We start from the raw sequence: 16,948 nt of genomic DNA, 5'->3' as shown, positions 1-16,948 counted from the left end.
GAGCGCCGTGTGACGGACGATGGGTACTGACGGGTGCGGGCGGACGTGAGGGGCGGCGCAGTGACAGACAGCGAATCCATCCGGGCGGAGGCGGACCTCCGGTCGTCCGGTGCGGGGCCGGAGAGCGGCGCGGACGCCGTGGTGCGGCCCGGGGACGGGACGGCGCCCGGGGACGGGCCCCGGTCCGAGGAAGGCAGCCCGGGTCCCCGGCGATCCCTGCGTCGACGGCTGGGCGGGACCGTGGTCCTCCTCGTTCTCACGCTGCTGTTCTTCCTGCCCTGGTGGACGCTGTTCGCGTCGGGCGTCGACTGGCCGTTCCCGGTCTTCCTCGCCGGTACGGTCGTCTTCGCCTCCGGGCTGGTCTCGTTCCCCTTCCTCATGGCCGCGGGCCACGGGCGGCGGCGGGCCGACCGGGCGGCCCGCATCGCGGACAGCACCCTCGGGGTGGTCTGGGTGCTGTTCACCTGGTCGGTGCTGGGCGACCTGGTGCACCTGGTGCTGATCGGGCTCGGCGTCGGCGGCGCCGGGCGGGCCAGGGGCATTGCCGTGGCCGTCACCGTGGTCTCTGCCGGGCTGCTGGCGTGGGGACACCACGAGGCCATGCGCGTGCCCCGGGTGAAGCGGCTGGACGTCCACGTCCCCCGGCTCGGCGGCGGTCTGGACGGAACCCGTGTCGTGGTGCTGGCCGACACCCACTTCGGGCCGATCGACCGGGCTCGCTGGTCGACGCGGGTTGCCGAGGCTGTCAACGCGCTCGACGCGGACGTCGTGGTCCACGCGGGCGACATCGCCGACGGCACCCCCGCCCAGCGCCGGGACCAGTCCGCGCCGCTCGGGACGATCCGGTCCCGGCTGGCGAAGGTCTATGTCACGGGGAACCACGAGTACTTCGGGGAGGCGCAGGGCTGGCTGGACCGCATGGCGGAACTGGGCTGGGAACCGCTGCACAACCGCCATGTCGTGGTGGAGCGCGGCGGTGACCTCCTCGTCCTGGCCGGTGTGGACGACGTGACCGCGGAGTCCTCCGGCCTGGCCGGGCACCGTGCGAACCTGCTCGGCGCGCTGGCGGGGGCAGACCCGGAACGGCCGGTCCTGCTCGTCGCCCACCAGCCCAAGTACGTCGGACAGGCCGCTGCGGCCGGCATCGACCTGCAGGTCTCCGGTCACACCCACGGCGGCCAGATCTGGCCGTTCAACTTCCTCGTCCGGATCGATCAGCCGGTGGTGCACGGCCTGAGCCGGCACGGTGAGCGCACGCAGCTCTACACCAGCCGGGGCGCCGGATTCTGGGGGCCGCCCTTCCGGGTCTTCGCACCGAGCGAGATCACGCTGCTCACCCTGCGGCGGGGCGGTGAACCGGGCGGTGAGCCGGGCGGTGAGCCGGGCACGTCGCAGCGCACCTGAGACAGGGGCGCGGACGGCACGAACTCCACGGGCGGGCAAGGGATGTCGACAGCAGCCGGGCGCGGACCAGGTCACGGCGACGTGACCCGGCTGCCGGCCCGGCGCCGGGCAGCGCCACCCGTTGGTCCGTACGAACCGCTCAGGTCCCGGCCGCGGCGAACGGCAGGGACGCGTACCGCCGGACGTAGTTGCCGTCGGCGAAGGTGCCCGCCGCTGCGTCGACCTCGAAGTCCGGGAAGCGGGCCAGGAGTTCCTCCAGGGCCGTTCGGGACACCAGACGGGCCGCGGAGGCGCCCAGGCAGTGGTGCGGGCCGTGGGTGAAGGCGAGGTGCTGGGGGCCCTCGCGGGTGAGGTCCGGGTGGTGGGCGGTGGGGCCGAAGGCGCGTGGGTCGCGGTTGGCGGCGCCGTAGAGGAGGAGAACCTTCCGGCCGGCCGGGACGGTTCGGCCGTGGAGGGTGGTGTCTTCGGTGACGGTGCGGGTCAGGCACTGGACGGGGGAGGTCAGCCGGAGGAATTCCTCGATGGCGGAGGGGAGCAGGGCGGGGGCGTCCAGGAGGGCCCGGCGTGGGGCGGGGTGGGCGGTGAGGAGTTCGGCGGCGCCGCCGAGCAGGCCGGTGGTGGTGTCGTTGCCCCCGGCGACCATCGTGAAGGCGAAGCCGAGGATGCGCAGCAGGGTTCCGGCGTCCTCGGGCGGCATCAGGCCTACCAGGTCGGAGACGGTGTCGTCGGCGGGTTCGGAGCGGCGGCGTTCGATCAGCTCGGTGAAGTAGCCGAAGAGGCTGGTGACGGCTTCGGCGGCGGCGAGCGGATCGCCCAGCGCGTTGGCCTCGACGATGGCGTGGGTCCAGCCGTCGAAGTGGGCGCGGTCCTGTTCGGGGACGCCGAGATAGCGCCCGACGACATAGCTGGGCAGCGGTTTGAAGAGTTCGGCGATGATGTCGCAGTTGCCGCCGAGATCGGCGATGCGGTCCAGACGGGCCCGGACGAAAGCACGGACGTGCGGCTCGATGGCGGCGACCCGGCGCGGGGTGTAGCCGCGGGTGATCAGCCGGCGGAAGGCGGTGTGCTCGGGCGGGTCCAGCATCACCATCGGGGCGGCGTCGGTGATGCCCAGGCGTTCGCGCTCGCCGTAGGTGATGGTCAGGCCGTCGGCGGAGGAGTAACGCTCGGTGTCGCGGGCGGCGGCGAGTACGTCCGCGTAGCGGGAGAGGACCCAGTAGTCGCCGTCGGTGACGTGGTGGAGGGGGTGTGCGTCGCGCAGCGTCGCGTACATCTCCCACGGCGAACGCCAACTCTCGCCGGCGCACGGGGCGAACGGGGCCTGCTGAGATGTGGTCATGCCGGGAGGGTGCGGGCGGCACCCGCAAGAGTCAACGACGCCTGCGGAGCCGCCTCCTGGACGGAGCTGCCGGACGTACGCGCCATCGCGTACGCCCGCCGCATTCAGGCCCTGGGCTACCTGATGTGAACGAGGAGAACTCGCCGCTGCCGTCCGGCGCCGGATCTCCGGGCCGACCCGCCCCCCTGCCTGTCCCGTGCCGTCGGCCGTGACCGGCCTGGCCGACGGCACGGGACGGGCGCGGCCTACGAACCGTCGCCCTGCGAAGGGCCGAAGAATTCGATCTCGGCGATCGCCACCTGCTTCTTCGGCCCGGCGTTGTAAGCGGTCTCCAGGATGAACCGCACCGAGGTGACGTTGTGGAACCGGAAGCTCCGCGACTGGAAACCGGCGCTCTGGTCGAGGATGAGTTCCTTCGTGGTGACCTTTCCGCTGTCCTCGGTGATGCGGGCCTGGACGCGGTGCGGGAGCGCCGACTTGGAGAGGGTGTCGGCGTGCGTGGACTCGCCCGCGGTGATGCCGATGTTGAGGAGCGTGACCGGGTCGCGGAAGTGGGCCTCCAGCCACTCCCCGCCCCCGGACTCGTTGATGCCGGGTCCCCACCAGGTGTTGCTGACCTTGTCGAAGGCCAGGCCGGGGCCGTGGTGGGGGTACGAGTGGGACGCCGAGGACGAGTCCGGTGCGACCGAGGCCCGCTTGGCGAAGTGGTCACGTGCCGCGCTGATGCCGTCGCCGACGTGGAACAGGCCCGTCACCGCCAGGGCGGCTACCGCGGCCCACACGACCCACCGCAGGATGCGGCCCAGCCGCCAGCCCAGTCGCGGGCGGTCACCGGCCCACGGCTCCTCGCGGTTGCGGTAGTCGAGCATCCGCCGCCACCACGGGCGCCGCGCCTCGTTCCCCGGCCGCGTGGCCATGGACATGGCGCACCGGCTGCAGAAGTGGCGCTCCGGCGAGTTGGCGGTGGAGCACCAGGGGCACGCGACACCGCCCTGGATGTCCTGCTCGCCCAGACTGCGGACCTCGGGACGTGCGGGGGCGGGCCGTCCCGGCAGGACGGGGGCCACGGTCGGCGGCCGGTCCGGCTGCGCCCGCGGGTCGGCGACCGGTACGAGCAGGGCTCGGGCCCGTTCGGCGTCGCTGGCCGCGTCCGGCTCCGGCGGCCGGGCCCCGGACCAGTCGCCGGCCTGATCCGGCCCCGGCTGCGCGGGCACGGTGCCGGGCGCGGATCCCGACGCGGGCACCGGCGGGGTCTCCAGCGTGTCGTCCTCCTCCCGGCCGGTGTCCCACGTACCGGAGGCACCGGGGGCGGCGGGAGCACCAGGGGCGGCGGCCTGCGCAGACTGACCGAACGGTGACTGACCGGACGGCGACTGTCCGAACGGCTCCTGGCCGTACGGCGCTTGGCCGTGCGGTGCCTGCCAGGACGGTGACTGACCGGACGGTGCCGGCGCGGCCGGTGCGGGCGCGGACGGTGCGGGCGCGGACGGTGTAGGCGCGCCCTGTCCGGAGGGTGCCGGCGCGGACGTGCCCGCGCTCCACCCCAGCACCGCGTTGCAGCTCTCGCAGAACGTGTGTTCCGAGCCCTGCCGCGTGCCGCACTGGTCGCAGACCTGGGTCCGCTCTTCTCCCCTGGGATCGCCGGGTGGCTGGCTGGCGGTCATGAGTGAGAGGTCCTTTCCGTGGCGGTCACCTGGACCGTGTAGGGCATGTGCGCGGGGCGGGCGGCTGCCACCAGGTTGTCCAGCCGGTACACGTCCGCGTCCGTCGGGGCGGACAGGCGGACGGCGACGTGCAGACGGGGGCGGCTCTCCCCGGGGAACGGGCCGCGGGGCCGCGCGCTCCAGGCGGCTCCGCCGCTCTCGGTGATCTCGGGTTCGACACCGAAGGCGAGCCACACCGCTTCGGCGAGGCCGGCGCGGGTGCCGCGGATGCGGTGCAGGCGGGCCGCGGCGGCGACCGCGGCACGCAGCCGGGCCTCCCCCTGCGGGTCGTCGTCCTGGATGCCGTCGGTCTCGGCGCCGACCCACCAGCCCAGCCAGCGGGTGAAGTCCGTCGGAGCCAGGGACGGGGTGAAGTACGCGTCCAGGCAGTCGAGAACGTTGAGGATGGGCGCGAGCACCTCGTCGAGCCCGCCGACGAAACGCTGGATCATGTCGTCGTCGGCGAAGACGGCGGGCAGCATCGTCCCGATCGGGACGGAGGATTCCAGACCGTCGATGGAACCTCTCATGACGTACCGCCGATCACCCGGACACGGTGGTCGAAGGAGAAGACCAGGGACGGGGCGTCGAGGTCGATGCGCTCGGTCCGGTCCCCGCGTTTGCCGGTCAGCGGGTCGGCCGGGTGCAGCAGCACCTCGTCCACCAGCTCCACCCCGGGCACCCGCTGGAGCACCGCGAAGATCTCGCCCGACTGGACGGGGCGGCCGAAGGGCCAGCCCTTTCCGTCGGCACCGCCGGTGAGCGGGTCGATGTGGCGGTAGAGCGCCTCGTTCGCATCGTGCCGGACGCGTTCCGCGTCGGCGTCGCGGAACGCGTGCAGCGTCGCGACGACGGTGACGCCCTGGTAGTAGGGCGGGCCCACGGCCAGCCGGGTGCCGATCAGCCGCCGCTCGTCGAGGTAGCCGGTGATCCGCCGCAACAGGGCGTCGGCGGGGACGAGTTGCTCGAAGCGCAGCCGCCCGCCCGGGTCGGGGACGGCGCGGGGGACGACGAGGACGCGTACGGCATAGGCACCGTGCTCCCCCTCCTCGCCCTCCAGGCAGGTGATGCGGGCCGTCTCGGGGGCGGCGTGCCGGGCGAGTTCCTCGTAGTCGCGCAAGGTGACGGCGCGGTCCTGGGCGCGCAGGGTGAGCGGCGCGCGGGCCTTGGCCTCCGCCACCGTCTCGCCGTCCACTCCGCCGTGGGCGGCCTCGCGGTTGATCACCTCGGCGACGTAGGGAACGGAGTCGCGCAGCGTGCGGATGGTGCCACGGGCCACGTTCCCGGTGCGGCCACCGCCGGTGCGGTAGCGGCCGGCCCGGATGATGGCTCCCTTGGGCGGTACGGCGCCGAACTGGCGCAGCTGGCCGTCCCGTTCCCGCACGGAGGGGCCGAAGGCGATCTCACCGGTGGCCGCGTCGAGGGTGATGTGCAGGTCCTCCGGGCCGGAGGCGGCGAAGTGCTGGACGACCTCCCAGTCCTGCCAGCCGTCGTACTCGGCCACTTGGAGGTGCAGCGGGGGCACGTCGCCCACCACGGGGGCGTTGGCGAGCCGCAGCCGCTGGCCGGGCAGCCCGTTGGACTCCCCCAGCGCCTCGTCGCGCACCGTCTCGGCGTGTACGGCCGGGACGGTGCCGCCCATGGTGAACGCCTCGACCGACCGCACGGTGGGCGAGGTGGTGTAGAACGGCTGGCCCGGCTCGGCGGCGGTGACCCGGCAGCGCAGCCAGCCCGCCTCGTGCCGCCCGGTGCGGGAGAGTATGTGCCCGCCCGTCACGTGGAGCACGACGTCGCCGGGGCGGTTCAGACCACCGGTGCCGTCCTCCTCGACCTCGCACTCCACCCAGCCGTCGGCGGTCCACGCCTCCCAGACCAGCGGGGGCTGCCGGGGGTCCACGCCCACGCCGTCGACGCTGCTGTCGAGCCGCAGCGCCACCGCGCAGTGCGGGACGGCGGCGGTGAGTCCGATCAGCATGCAGTCGCCGACCGCGGGTGCCTCCGCGAAGCACAGCACGTCCCTGGCCTCGCCGAGGTCCGTACTCCGGTCGGTCACGGCCTGCCCGCTGTTCTGCACCGCGAGGTGCCCCAACGCGGAGGGAATCACGGTCAGTTCGCGTTCGGTGCTGAAGACGACGGCTTCCTCGCTGTCCGCGCGCACGGTGGCGGTCTCCGTGCCGAGCGGGATCAGTACGGGGTCCTCCTGCGGGGCCGACAGCCAGAACGTGACGTCGGTGCGTGCCGCGGACGGCGGGAAGAGGGTGACTCCGACGAGGTCGAGGAAGGCCAGGTGGTTCTTCTCGGGGACGCGGTTGAGCCGGTAGACGATCTGATCGGCCATGTGGGCAACCGTCTCGACCAGGGTGACACCGGGGTCGGACACGTTGTGGTCGGTCCATTCCGGGGCGCGCTGCTGGATGTAGCGCTTGGCGTCGTCGACGAACTGCTGAAAGCGCCGGTCGTCGAGGTTCGGGGAGGGCAGTGCCATCAGCGGTCGCTTTCGGTGGCCGGCGCGCCGTCGCCGGAGGACGGCTCGGGATCGTCGTGGGAGGGAATGACGTAGAACGGGAAGACCAGACTGCGCGGGTTGTTGGTACCCCGGATCGCGTAGCGCACATCGATGAAGAGCACACCCGGCGCGTCGCCCACGGTCACCGACACCTCGTGCACCTCGATGCGCGGCTCCCACCGGTCCAGGCTGGTGTGCACCTCGTGCTGGATCCTGCCCACGGTGGACTCGTTGATGGGAGCGAAGACCATGTCGTGGACGGCGCAGCCGAATTCCGGGCGCATGGGGCGCTCGCCCGGGGCGGTGGCCAGCACCAGGTGCATGGCCTCCTCGACCTCCCGCTCCCCACTGACCAGAGCGATTCCGCCGGTCGGGCCGATGCGCAGCGGGAAGGACCAACCGGAGCCGACGAATTGTTCAGGCATCAGACCACGGGCATTCTGTTGGCGGTGATGGCGGGGCCGAGCAACGAGACCGCGGCGCCGGTCACTGTCACAGTGGCCCCCTCGATGGAGGCTGCGAGGGCGGCCGTGATGTTCAGCGCCGCCTTCGCGTCGATCACCATCGCTGTCGAGTTGATGGCCATGGCCATCCCCGCGTCGATACTCATCGCTGCGCCGGCCCTCAGGCTCATCGCTCCACCGGCGCCCACGCTCAGCGATCCGCCGGCGTCCAGGCTCAGCGATCCGCCCGCCTTGAGGCTCAGGTCCGCCCCGGCCTCGACGGACACCGAGCGGCTTCCCTTGATGCTGACGCTGCCCTTGCTGTCCACGGTGATCTCGGTCTTCGTACGGTCCAGATTGATGACGAGCCGGTTGTTCCCGGTGCTCAGCCGCACCCCGCGTTTACGCAGGCCGGTCTGCTGGCTGAGCAGGTCGATGCGGTTGAACTCCCGGTCGGCCAGGGTGTGCCGGCTCGCCTTTCCGCTGAGCTTGTCGTGCAGCGGCACATCGCCCGGCCGGGGCCGGTCCTTGCCGTTGTAGAGCCCGCCGATGACGAACGGGTGGTCCAGAGCGCCCCGGTCGAACGCCACCAGCACCTCGTCGTTGACGTCCAACGGGATGATACTGCCGCCGCTCACCCCGCCGAGCTGCACGGTACGGGTCCAGTCGCTGACATAAGTGGGGTTCAGCCAGGGGAACTTCAGCTTCACCCGGCCCAGCCGCTGCGGGTCCTTCACGTCCGTGACCACCCCGTTGGCCACGCTCGGCATGCGCGTCGCCGTCTTCGCACCGCCGGAGGCCAGCCCGTACAGGGAACGCCACTGCCTTCCGCTGACGGTCACCTGGGTCCGGTAGGGCCGGCCGTTCTCGAAGCTGTGGCGGACCCCGGTCACCGTGTACTTGCCCTCGAAGGGCTCACCGACGTCTTCGAGCAGGACCGGGACGTCGGGGCGGATCTTGGGGTTGCCGCGTACGGTGACCTCCAGTTCGGCGAAGGACGACGTCACGTCGTCGGCCAGGGATTCCGCCGCCCGCTTGACCTGTGGCTGCTGGTCGTACGGGGTACTCGTCTCGACGAGACGGGTGGCCTTGAACTTCTTCGCCATCTCGCCGGGTCGGGCGCCGATGTCGATGGCCGGGTTGGTGAGCGCGTCCACCTTGGACGTGAGAGCACGCTTGGCTCCGACGTCCCAGCCGCGCACCTCCACCTGCGGCACCTGGTCGGTGGAGGTGACAGCGGCACGGCAGCGCAGCACATCACGGCCGCCCTGGAGCACGAACTGGCTCTTCTCGCCGTCGGTGCCCTCCGGGGGCGCGCCGGACGCCCGCTCGCGGCTGACGAACTGGAACTTCCCGTCGGAGTCGAGATACATCACCTTCTCGTTCTCGTCGGCGAGACGGGCGATGAAGTCCCAGTCGGTGATGTTGTCCTGGGTGATGAAGTCGTAGGCGGGCCTGGTGGGTTCGATCCTGCCCACCTTGATCGAACTCTGTTCCACCAGCTTCCGCACGATCGCGGCGGCCGTCATCTTGGTGTAGCCGACCACCCGGCGCTGGCGCAGCAGGCGGTGCCCGAAGTCGTAGCCGCGTACGACGGTGAAGGTGCCGGCCCCGTCGTAGTCCGCTTCAAGGCCGGTGACCTCACCGGTGAGCAGCGGGTCCTGTGCTCCCTTGCCGTCGGCCACCGGGGCCAGCACGATCTTGGTGCCGATCTTGATATTCGCCAGGTCGAGCACCTCCCGCCGTGCCTTGTCGCGGAAGGTCAGCTGGAAGGCGCCGGGCACCCCCGCCCCGAGGTCGACCCAGGCGGCGACGAGTTTGTCGGCGACCCCGTCGGCCATCTTGGTGGGCGGCAGGGCGGCGCCGCCCACCTTGACGTCGATGAGACTGGAGAAGGCGAACTGGGTCATGGGGCGGTGACCTCCTCGACCGCGGGCAGGATGAGTTCGGTACCGGGCGCGAGCCGTTCCGGGTTGTCGATCCCGTTGGTCTCGGCGATCGCCCGCCAGACGGTGGCGTCCCCGTACTCCCGCCAGGCGAGCGACTGCAGCGAGTCACCCGCGACCAGCCGGTGCACACGGCGCGCGGTCAGCGCACCGGAGGTGGGGTTCTGCCCCAGGGTCTTGCTCGGGATCTCACGCAGCCGGAGCTGGCAGGTGGCCCGGATCGGCATCCCCGAGGTCCCGAAGAGCGTGTACGAAGCCTCCACCGACTCGACGTAGGCGGTGAACCTGGCCGTCTTGAACGAACCCCACTGGAACACCACCCAGGGGGTGGAGGGCTGCTTCGCCGCGAGGCTCATGGACGTCACCTCGCAGCAGCTGAACAGCGACTCGACCATCTTCATCACGTCGTTGCTGTCCGGGTCGTCCGACCGGTCCAGGAAGACCGCCACGGAGAGCTCGCGCGGCTCGGGCCCCATGAATTCCGGCAGCACGCCGTCGCGCACCGCCGCCGTCGGGGTGGACTGCCACTGGGTGCGGCGGCTCAGCGAGAGCTGGGAGGGGTTGAACTCGAAGCCGAACGCCTTTATCAGCGGGCCCGGGGTGGTGCTGTGCCCCAGCGGCGGTTCGTGGATCAGCAGGGTGGCGTGGACCAGGCTCCCGATGACCGAGGCGAGCTTGTTGCCCGCCTTGTGCATCACGCCGTCCATCTTCTCTTCCGCGCGGGACATCGCTACTCGGCCTCCACATCGGTAAAGCCGTGGTGGGCGATCTCCAGGACCTCCACGGCGACAGCGGGGTTGGCCGGGTCGAGTGTCGGCCCCTGCCAGCGGACCGGGACCACGTCCAGCAGTCCCCAGCGGGCGACGAGCGAACCGTCGGCACGGAGCGCGGCGATCTCGGCGGTGGGCCGGGAGATCCCTGTGGTGACGGACGATATCCAGGCGGCCACGGCCGTCGTCTCGGCCGTGAGGGGGCGGGTCAGCCGGATCGTGGAGAAGGTGACGCGGGTGGGCAGGTTCCAGACGAATCCGTTGTTGCCCCCCTCCTGGTAGTGCTCCATCTCGACCTCGGAGGAGAGCCCTTCACAGCCGTTGAAGGACCCCAGGTCCTCGCCGTCGATGGTCAGGGTGAAGAAGAGCGAGGATCCCGGATCGAGATCGCTGGTCATCGAAGTCGGCCTTTCTTGTGCGGTCTGGGAGTTCGTTACCGGGGGCAGGCTCCTCGCTCATCGGCTCCGGGCCACGCTCCGGTCAGCGGCGGGCATCGCGCAGTTTGCCGATGCGCTCCCGGTCGAGGCGGAATTCGGTTCTCAGCAACCGGGTCAGCGGCCCGAACAACCGGTGGATCAACTCGTCCACCTGCCCCTCCGGCAGCTTACGGGCGTCGAATTTCAGCATGCGGGTCAGTGGTCCGCTCAACCGGTTCACCAGGTCGTCGACCTGGCGGTCGGTCAGGTTGCGTGCGTCGAACTCGGCGGTACGCCGGGCGGCATCGGCGGCCGGACCGCCGATGCCGCCCCGCGGACCGGCGGAACGCACGGTGGGCGGCGTTTCCGGACGCCGCGTGGCGACGGTGGGGGCCACCGCGGCGGAGGACGACTGCGGCCCGGAGGACGGGACGGAGATTCCGAGGGCCTGGGGCAGTTCCTTGGACAGCATGCCGGTGTCCCTCCGCTGCACGGGCAGGCCGAGGCCCCGGGGCGGATCCGTCGCCGGTGCCTTGGTCTGCGTACCGGCGGTCCTCCGCTGCACGGGCGGCGCGGGCCGGGACGTGGGCCTGGACGCGGTCCTGGACGTGGGCATCGCCGCCGACCGCTGTACGGAAGAGCCGCCGGGCAGGACGGGAACAGCCACCGGGGGTGCCGGTGGGGCGCCCGCCGGAGCAGCCGGAGGGACGCCGAAGGGCCCCGCACCGGCGACCGGAAGACCGGACGGCACCGGCCCGGCGGGCGGAAACCCGAAGGGCTCCGGCCGGGCGGGCGGAAGGGCGGACGGCACCGGCCGGGCGGGCGGGAAGCCGGACGGCAGCTGTCCGGCAGCGGGAAGGCCGGACGGCATGGGCCTCGCGACCGGAAGGCCGGACGGCATCGGACCGGTGCCGGTCGGCCCCGGACCGACCGTCGTGCGCTGTACGGGCAGCACAGCGGGGGTGCCTCGTACGGCATCCCCGCCCGCAACTCGGCCAGGAGCGGCGGCAGTCGGCAGCACGGCCGCTGACATGTGCGGCATCGACGGAGGTGGCGCCACGGGGCTGACCGCCGTGTGCGGGCCTGCTGCCGACGGCCGGAGGGGCTCGGCGGGCCTGGGTGCGGAAGGCGCGGGCGGCGCGGATCCGGCGGAGGTCCGTGCGGGCCCGGACGCGGGTGTCCCGAGCCGCTGCACCGGCTGCCTCCCGGCCGTCCTGCCGCCACCGCTCGGCGACGAAGCCGTGGTGACGGGGGCCGTGCGGCGCAGCGGCGCGGCCGTCGGAGCGGCGCTGCGCTGTACGGCGACGGGGCCGACCGGGCCGCTCTGTACGGCGGACGGTCCGGGGGCGGCCGTCGGCAGGGCGGACGTCAGCGGGCGGGCCGACGTCAGCGGGAGCGACCGCGGGGTGGGGGCGCCGCCGGTGTCCGGCTGCTGCCCGGCCGTTGCCCCCGTGCGTACGGGGAGCTGCGCGGCGGGCCCTTGCGGCGCCGTGGGAAGCACGGCCGCGGGCCGCGGACCTGACGGCGCGGCGCCTGACCGCGGCGAACCCGCCTGGCCGGGACCGCTGTTCGCCAGGGTGGCCGGTCCGGCGGAGACTGCGGGTGCGACGGGTGCGACGGGTGCGGCGGGTGCGGCGGGTGCGGTGCCGGGCAGATTCACCGGCCGGTTCGGGGTCACCGCGGCACGCTGCACGGACACGACGGGCAGTGCGGCAGAGCGACCCGGGCCGCCGGGTTCCGTCCCCGCAACGGGGGCCGGGGACGCGGCAGTTCGCCACACCGGCACGACGGGCACGCCCGCCGGGTGCCCCGCGCCTTCGGAACCCCGGTGCTGCGCCGCGGTGCTCCGCACGGGACCGACGGGCGGAACCGTGGCGTCGGCGGGCCCGCGTCCGGCCGGGGCGGGCGACGCGTCCTGGCCGCCGCTCCCGCCGCGCGCCAGGGCGCGTGGATCCACCGCCTGTCCCGGAGTGGTCACCGCGCGTTGCACGGTGGCGCGGCCGGTGCCGGCATCGGCTTCGCGGGGAGCGGGAGGTGCCGTCGGCGCGGCCGCCCCGGGCTTCCCGGCGGCGGGCGCCGGGTTTTCCCGTACCGGCTCCGGTGCGGGAAGCCCTACGGAAGCGGGCCGTTCGGATCCGCCGTCGTGTGCCCCGGAGACCGGCGGCTGTGACGAAGGCGGCGTCGGCGCGCGGTGCGCCGACGCCCGCCGGGCGGCGTCTTTACCGGACGTCGCACCCGGGCGCGCGGGGCTGCCGCGTCCGCCGGGGGGCGCGGCCGGAGGCGGCGTGCCCTGTCGGGCGTCCGTGGAGGCGGGGGGTGTCGGGGACACGGCCGAGCGCTGCACGGCCGTCGGGCCGGGCGCCCGGTCCGGGCGGGAGAGCGGGGCGGGAGCCTGGCCGCTCCTGCCGATGGGCCCGGCCGACGGGGGCGGGGCGGACAGCGGGGCACCGATCAGCGGGCGCCGACGGGGCGGGGGACCTGCCGGGCTACCGGCCGACGGTGGGTGAGGCGTGGGCAGGGCCGGTGTACCGGCCGACGGTGCGCCCAGTCCGCGCCGCTCCGGCCGGGCGGCGGCGGGCCCCTGGACCGGGTCGGCAGCGGCCGGGGAGGCGTTCCGGACCGGGTCCGGGGCGGCCGGAGGCGTGGGTGTGCTCCGGACCGGGTCCGCGGCAGCCGGAGGCGTGGGTGTGCTCCGGACCGGGTCCGGAGCAGCCGGAGGCGTCGGTGTGCTCCGTACCGGCAGCGCGGCGGTCGGCAGCGCGGGCAGGTCCTGGACCGGGTCCGCAGCGGCCGGAGCCTCGGGCGTGTTCATGACCGGCGGCGCGGCGGCCGAAAGCACGGGCGCGTCCCGGACCGGCGGCGCGTCCGGGGCCTGAGCGGGCTCCGGGGCCTGAACCGGGGCCGGGACGGCGGGCGCGGCAGGCGGGCCCGCGGCACGCTTCACGGTCGGCAGCGCACGCCGCTGGACCGCGGGCGCCTTGGTCAACGTGGTGGGTACGGCGGCCCGTTGGGCCTGCGGCGCCACCGGCGTCACGCTGGGCCCGGCCGGCCGGCGGACCGGCAGCGCGCTGTTGCCCGGACCGGAGGCGTGCGGAGCTGTGGACGTCCAGGGCGTGGCCGTACGCGCCGGTTGCGAGGGATCGGCTTCCGCGGCGGCGCCTGGCCCCGCGACCGGCAGGGCCAGCGAGGGCAGGTCGAGCCCCGGCCCCGGCGACGAGGCCGCCGAGACCGTGAGGGCGCCCTTGACCAGGCCGCCCGGAGCGCCGTCGAGCACGGCATGCGACAACGTCCCGGCGAAGGAGGGGTTCTGCCAGGTGGAGAGCGAGCCACTGAATCCGGCGTCGGCGACGGACACGGACCGCAGGGTGCCGGTCGCGCCCGTGAGCGGAGGCAGGGCCGACCAGCCGGCCGCCCCGCGCTCCGTGCGGCCGACGGAGGCGGTGGGGTCGGTGGCTGTCGACTCCGGCGCGGCCGGAGGCGTGCTGTCGGCCGGGCCCGGTGCACCGGGTCCGGCGTCCGGCCGCCTGCGCAGCCTGTCGAGAAGTCCCATCAGCCCTCCGCCGCGGCACGGTTGACGAGGGAGGCGATCTCCTGGGTGTAGCGCCGCCGGTCACGGTGTTCGAGATCCAGGATGTTCTCCAGGCTCCAGTGGAAGTGGTAGGCGACGTACGCGATCTCCTCGTGGATACGGTCGGTCGCGTACGTCACGATTCCCCCAGGCGGCTCCCGCCGAGTTCCACCTCGAAGGGCTGCTCGCAGTGCGGGCAGGTCACCCCGGCGCGGGTGTGTCCCTCGGCGTTGACCTGCCGGTAGAAGTCCTGCAGGAAGGCGAGGTCGGAGGCGAACATGTTCTCCACCACCCCGTCGTGCACCTGGGGCAGCGTGCCGAGCCGGGTGATGACCCGGCCGAGCAGCACCACCGACAGATAGGCCGGGTTCTCCTGGACCCTGACGTCCCGCAGCGGGACGAGTTCGTCCCGCGCGGTCGACAGACGCATGGTCCCGGCGCGGTGCACGGTGCCCGAGGCGTCGACGTAGCCGCGCGGCAGCTCGAAGTCGAACTCGGTGCGCAGCGACTGCCGTTCGGGGACCGGTTCCGCGGGCATGGCCGCAGCTGCGGCCGGGGCAGGAGCCTGGGGTGCAGGTCCTGACACCTCACCGTCCGCCGCGCCCGACAGTGCGGGCGCGGCGGACGGACGGGTGACCGTACGGCGCATTACTCGATGACCAGTTCTTCGTAGGTGATGGTGACGGTCTCGGTGAGCGCCGTCGCCTCACCGGCCTTGACCGTGCTGGCCTCGACCTTGTTGCACCAGGCGTTGCGCAGGTTGTAGCGCTTGACCGGGGCGTTCGTCGAGTCCATGTGCATGATCGTGGCGTTCTTGCGGGCGGTCGCCATCTGACCGGCGATCGACTCGTTGATCCACTGCGTGAACGCGGCGGATCCGGTCATGCCGCGCACGACCGTGCAGGAGCCGGCCTTCTTCACGCCGGGCATCTTCTTCGTCACGGGGACGCCCTGCGCGGACACCTGCTGGTACTCGATGACGTCCTGTTCGATGCTCAGGCCGCTGACCTCGTGGAGGTACTCGACCATGACGCCGTCGATCTGGAGGCCGAAATTGTGTGAGGTGAGGGAATCACCCGGCTGAGTAGTCATGAGCCCCTGTCTGTCCTTCAACTACTGGTGTGTTACGGAACGTTCGGAACGGGTGACGCGCGGATCCGGTCCGCGCCCCGCTACTCCTCCAGCTCGCCGCTGCCGCTGGAGAACTGCGCCAGCCGGAAGATCACGAACTCGGCGGGCTTGACGGGCGCGATGCCGATCTCGCAGACGACCCGGCCGAGGTCCACGGACTCCGGCGGGTTGCTCTCGGCGTCGCACTTGACGTAGAACGCCTCTTCCGGGCGGGACCCGAAGAGGGCGCCGTTGCGCCACTCGTTGACCAGGAACGCCGACACGTTCCGCCGGATCCGGGCCCACAACGCCTGGTCGTTGGGCTCGAACACCACCCACTGGGTGCCGATCAGGATCGACTCCTCCAGGTAGTTGAAGTACCGGCGGATGTTGATGTAGCGCCAGGCCGGGTCGGAGGAGAGGGTGCGGGCTCCCCAGACGCGGATACCGCGGCCGGGGAAGGACCGGATGCAGTTCACGCCGATGGGGTTGAGCAGGTCCTGCTCACCGCGGGTGATCTGGTTCTCCAGGTCGATGGCACCGCGCACGACCTCGTTGGCCGGGGCCTTGTGCACACCGCGCTCGAAGTCGTTGCGGGCCCAGATACCGGAGATGTGGCCGCTCGGCGGAACCATGCGGGCCTGGCCGGTGGCCGGGTCGAAGACCTTGATCCAGGGGTAGTACACGGCCGCGTACTTGGAGTCGTAGCCGGCGGTGTCCTGGCGCCACACCCGGACGTCACGCGCGTTCAGACCGGGCGGCGGGTCGATGACGGCGACGCGGTCGCCCATCAGCTCGCAGTGCGCGATCAGCCCGAGCTGGACGGCCTTGACCGCCTCCAGGTCGATCGCACCGCTCTGGTAGGCGGCCATCAGGTCGGGGACGGCGACCATGGAGATCTCGTCCACGGCTTCCAGACCACCGAAACCGGTGCGGTCGGAGGAGTCACCGAGGTACTCGGCCGGACCGGGGTGTCCACCGGTGACCTGCTCGACGGGCGGGGCCACGGGAGCGGGGACGGGGTTGGCGAGCGCCACCGTCTGGTTGTCCGGCCGGACGAGCTGGCCCGCGGGGGCCGCCTCTTCCAGGCTGATCAGCTTGGAACGCTCGTTGACCTGCGTGACGACGTAGTTGCGACCCTGCTTCTTCGCGGTCGCGTCGAAGGTCTCGACGGTCTTCTCGCCGTCCTTGACCAGCAGGCGGAACCGCTCGGCGGCCCCTTCACCCTGCGGGTCGACCACCTCGACGCTGAGCGCGCCGGTGCTTCCGGGGGCGAGGGCACGGACGGTGAAGGTCCCCAACTCGGCTGCGGCGCCCGGGAGCAGCGCGGCCGGAGCGGCTGCGGCAGGTCCCGCGGCCGACGCGTCGGCCGCCACGGGAGCGCCACCGACGCGTACGACGTACGCGGCGGAGCCACCGTTGTTGAAGAACCCGTAGACGGAGTGCGCCAGGTAGTAGCCGTCTGTGAACTCCCCGAAGGCGGCCACGTACTGCGACCAGTTGGTCACCAGGGTCGGCTGGTTCAGCGGCCCGGTCGGCGCGAGGCCGACGAAGGCGGCGACGGAGGTGCCGATACCTTCGATCGGACGGGAGCCGCTGGCGACCTCCTCGACATAGACGCCCGGCGACAGATACGACGGCATGTTCTGCTCTCCTCGGGGGTAAGACTCAGTTACCCGATCAACCCTCGATCAAGCGGGAACCCTCCCGTAAGAGCCTTAGGGGCCTTTCCCGGGGCATACA

Annotated in this window: 14 protein-coding genes; 1 reads left to right on the top strand and 13 read right to left on the bottom strand. The window is 72.7% G+C overall.

The window, feature by feature from the left end:
- Window positions 1-141 precede the first annotated feature (141 nt).
- The gene (locus OG709_RS19110) at window positions 142-1,404 is read left to right on the top strand and encodes a metallophosphoesterase (RefSeq protein WP_443068580.1); all 1,263 of its coding nucleotides are present in this window, start codon (window positions 142-144) and stop codon (window positions 1,402-1,404) included.
- Between the two features lie 139 nt (window positions 1,405-1,543).
- Here the strand turns inward: OG709_RS19110 and OG709_RS19105 are convergent, their stop codons facing one another.
- The 13 genes from OG709_RS19105 to OG709_RS19045 form a co-directional block, all read right to left on the bottom strand.
- Entirely contained in the window at window positions 1,544-2,743 is a 1,200-nt protein-coding gene (locus tag OG709_RS19105; RefSeq protein WP_266641691.1) for a cytochrome P450, read from the bottom strand.
- A 245-nt stretch (window positions 2,744-2,988) separates the two neighbouring features.
- Window positions 2,989-4,407 carry an NADase-type glycan-binding domain-containing protein gene (locus OG709_RS19100; protein WP_250306344.1) on the bottom strand — a complete coding sequence of 473 codons (1,419 nt, stop codon included), beginning with the start codon at window positions 4,405-4,407 and terminating at the stop codon, window positions 2,989-2,991.
- Complete coding sequence (locus OG709_RS19095) at window positions 4,404-4,976, bottom strand: phage tail protein (RefSeq protein WP_250306345.1); 573 nt, start codon at window positions 4,974-4,976, stop codon at window positions 4,404-4,406. Before OG709_RS19095 ends, OG709_RS19100 begins: the two co-directional genes overlap by 4 nt.
- Window positions 4,973-6,931, bottom strand: coding sequence for a putative baseplate assembly protein (locus OG709_RS19090; protein WP_250306347.1), 1,959 nt, complete (start codon window positions 6,929-6,931; stop codon window positions 4,973-4,975). Before OG709_RS19090 ends, OG709_RS19095 begins: the two co-directional genes overlap by 4 nt.
- On the bottom strand, window positions 6,931-7,377 hold the full coding sequence (locus OG709_RS19085; protein WP_250306349.1) for a GPW/gp25 family protein: 447 nt from the start codon (window positions 7,375-7,377) through the stop codon (window positions 6,931-6,933). The genes OG709_RS19090 and OG709_RS19085 overlap by 1 nt, the downstream gene beginning before the upstream one ends.
- A complete protein-coding gene (locus tag OG709_RS19080) occupies window positions 7,377-9,305 on the bottom strand; it encodes a VgrG-related protein (protein WP_266641696.1) in 1,929 nt (642 codons plus the stop codon). Before OG709_RS19080 ends, OG709_RS19085 begins: the two co-directional genes overlap by 1 nt.
- Window positions 9,302-10,036 (bottom strand): CIS tube protein, encoded by a 735-nt coding sequence (locus OG709_RS19075; protein WP_250306378.1) that lies wholly within the window; start codon window positions 10,034-10,036, stop codon window positions 9,302-9,304. The genes OG709_RS19080 and OG709_RS19075 overlap by 4 nt, the downstream gene beginning before the upstream one ends.
- Window positions 10,037-10,071: 35 nt before the next feature.
- A complete protein-coding gene (locus OG709_RS19070; protein WP_250306353.1) occupies window positions 10,072-10,509 on the bottom strand; it encodes a phage tail protein in 438 nt (145 codons plus the stop codon).
- Window positions 10,510-10,591: 82 nt separating this feature from the next.
- Window positions 10,592-14,077, bottom strand: coding sequence for a hypothetical protein (locus tag OG709_RS19065; RefSeq protein ID WP_329167098.1), 3,486 nt, complete (start codon window positions 14,075-14,077; stop codon window positions 10,592-10,594).
- The gene (locus OG709_RS19060; protein ID WP_250306356.1) at window positions 14,077-14,235 is read right to left on the bottom strand and encodes a DUF6760 family protein; all 159 of its coding nucleotides are present in this window, start codon (window positions 14,233-14,235) and stop codon (window positions 14,077-14,079) included. Before OG709_RS19060 ends, OG709_RS19065 begins: the two co-directional genes overlap by 1 nt.
- Entirely contained in the window at window positions 14,232-14,744 is a 513-nt protein-coding gene (locus tag OG709_RS19055; RefSeq protein ID WP_250306359.1) for a hypothetical protein, read from the bottom strand. The genes OG709_RS19060 and OG709_RS19055 overlap by 4 nt, the downstream gene beginning before the upstream one ends.
- Window positions 14,744-15,187, bottom strand: a complete 444-nt coding sequence (locus OG709_RS19050; RefSeq protein ID WP_250306360.1) for a phage tail protein — start codon at window positions 15,185-15,187, stop codon at window positions 14,744-14,746. Before OG709_RS19050 ends, OG709_RS19055 begins: the two co-directional genes overlap by 1 nt.
- Before the next feature lie 80 nt (window positions 15,188-15,267).
- Entirely contained in the window at window positions 15,268-16,848 is a 1,581-nt protein-coding gene (locus OG709_RS19045) for a phage tail sheath family protein (protein ID WP_250306361.1), read from the bottom strand.
- Between the last annotated feature and the right edge of the window lie 100 nt (window positions 16,849-16,948).

This window comes from Streptomyces sp. NBC_01267, assembly GCF_036241575.1.
Lineage (GTDB): Bacteria > Actinomycetota > Actinomycetes > Streptomycetales > Streptomycetaceae > Streptomyces.
This window is presented reverse-complemented; position numbering and strand designations above follow the sequence as displayed.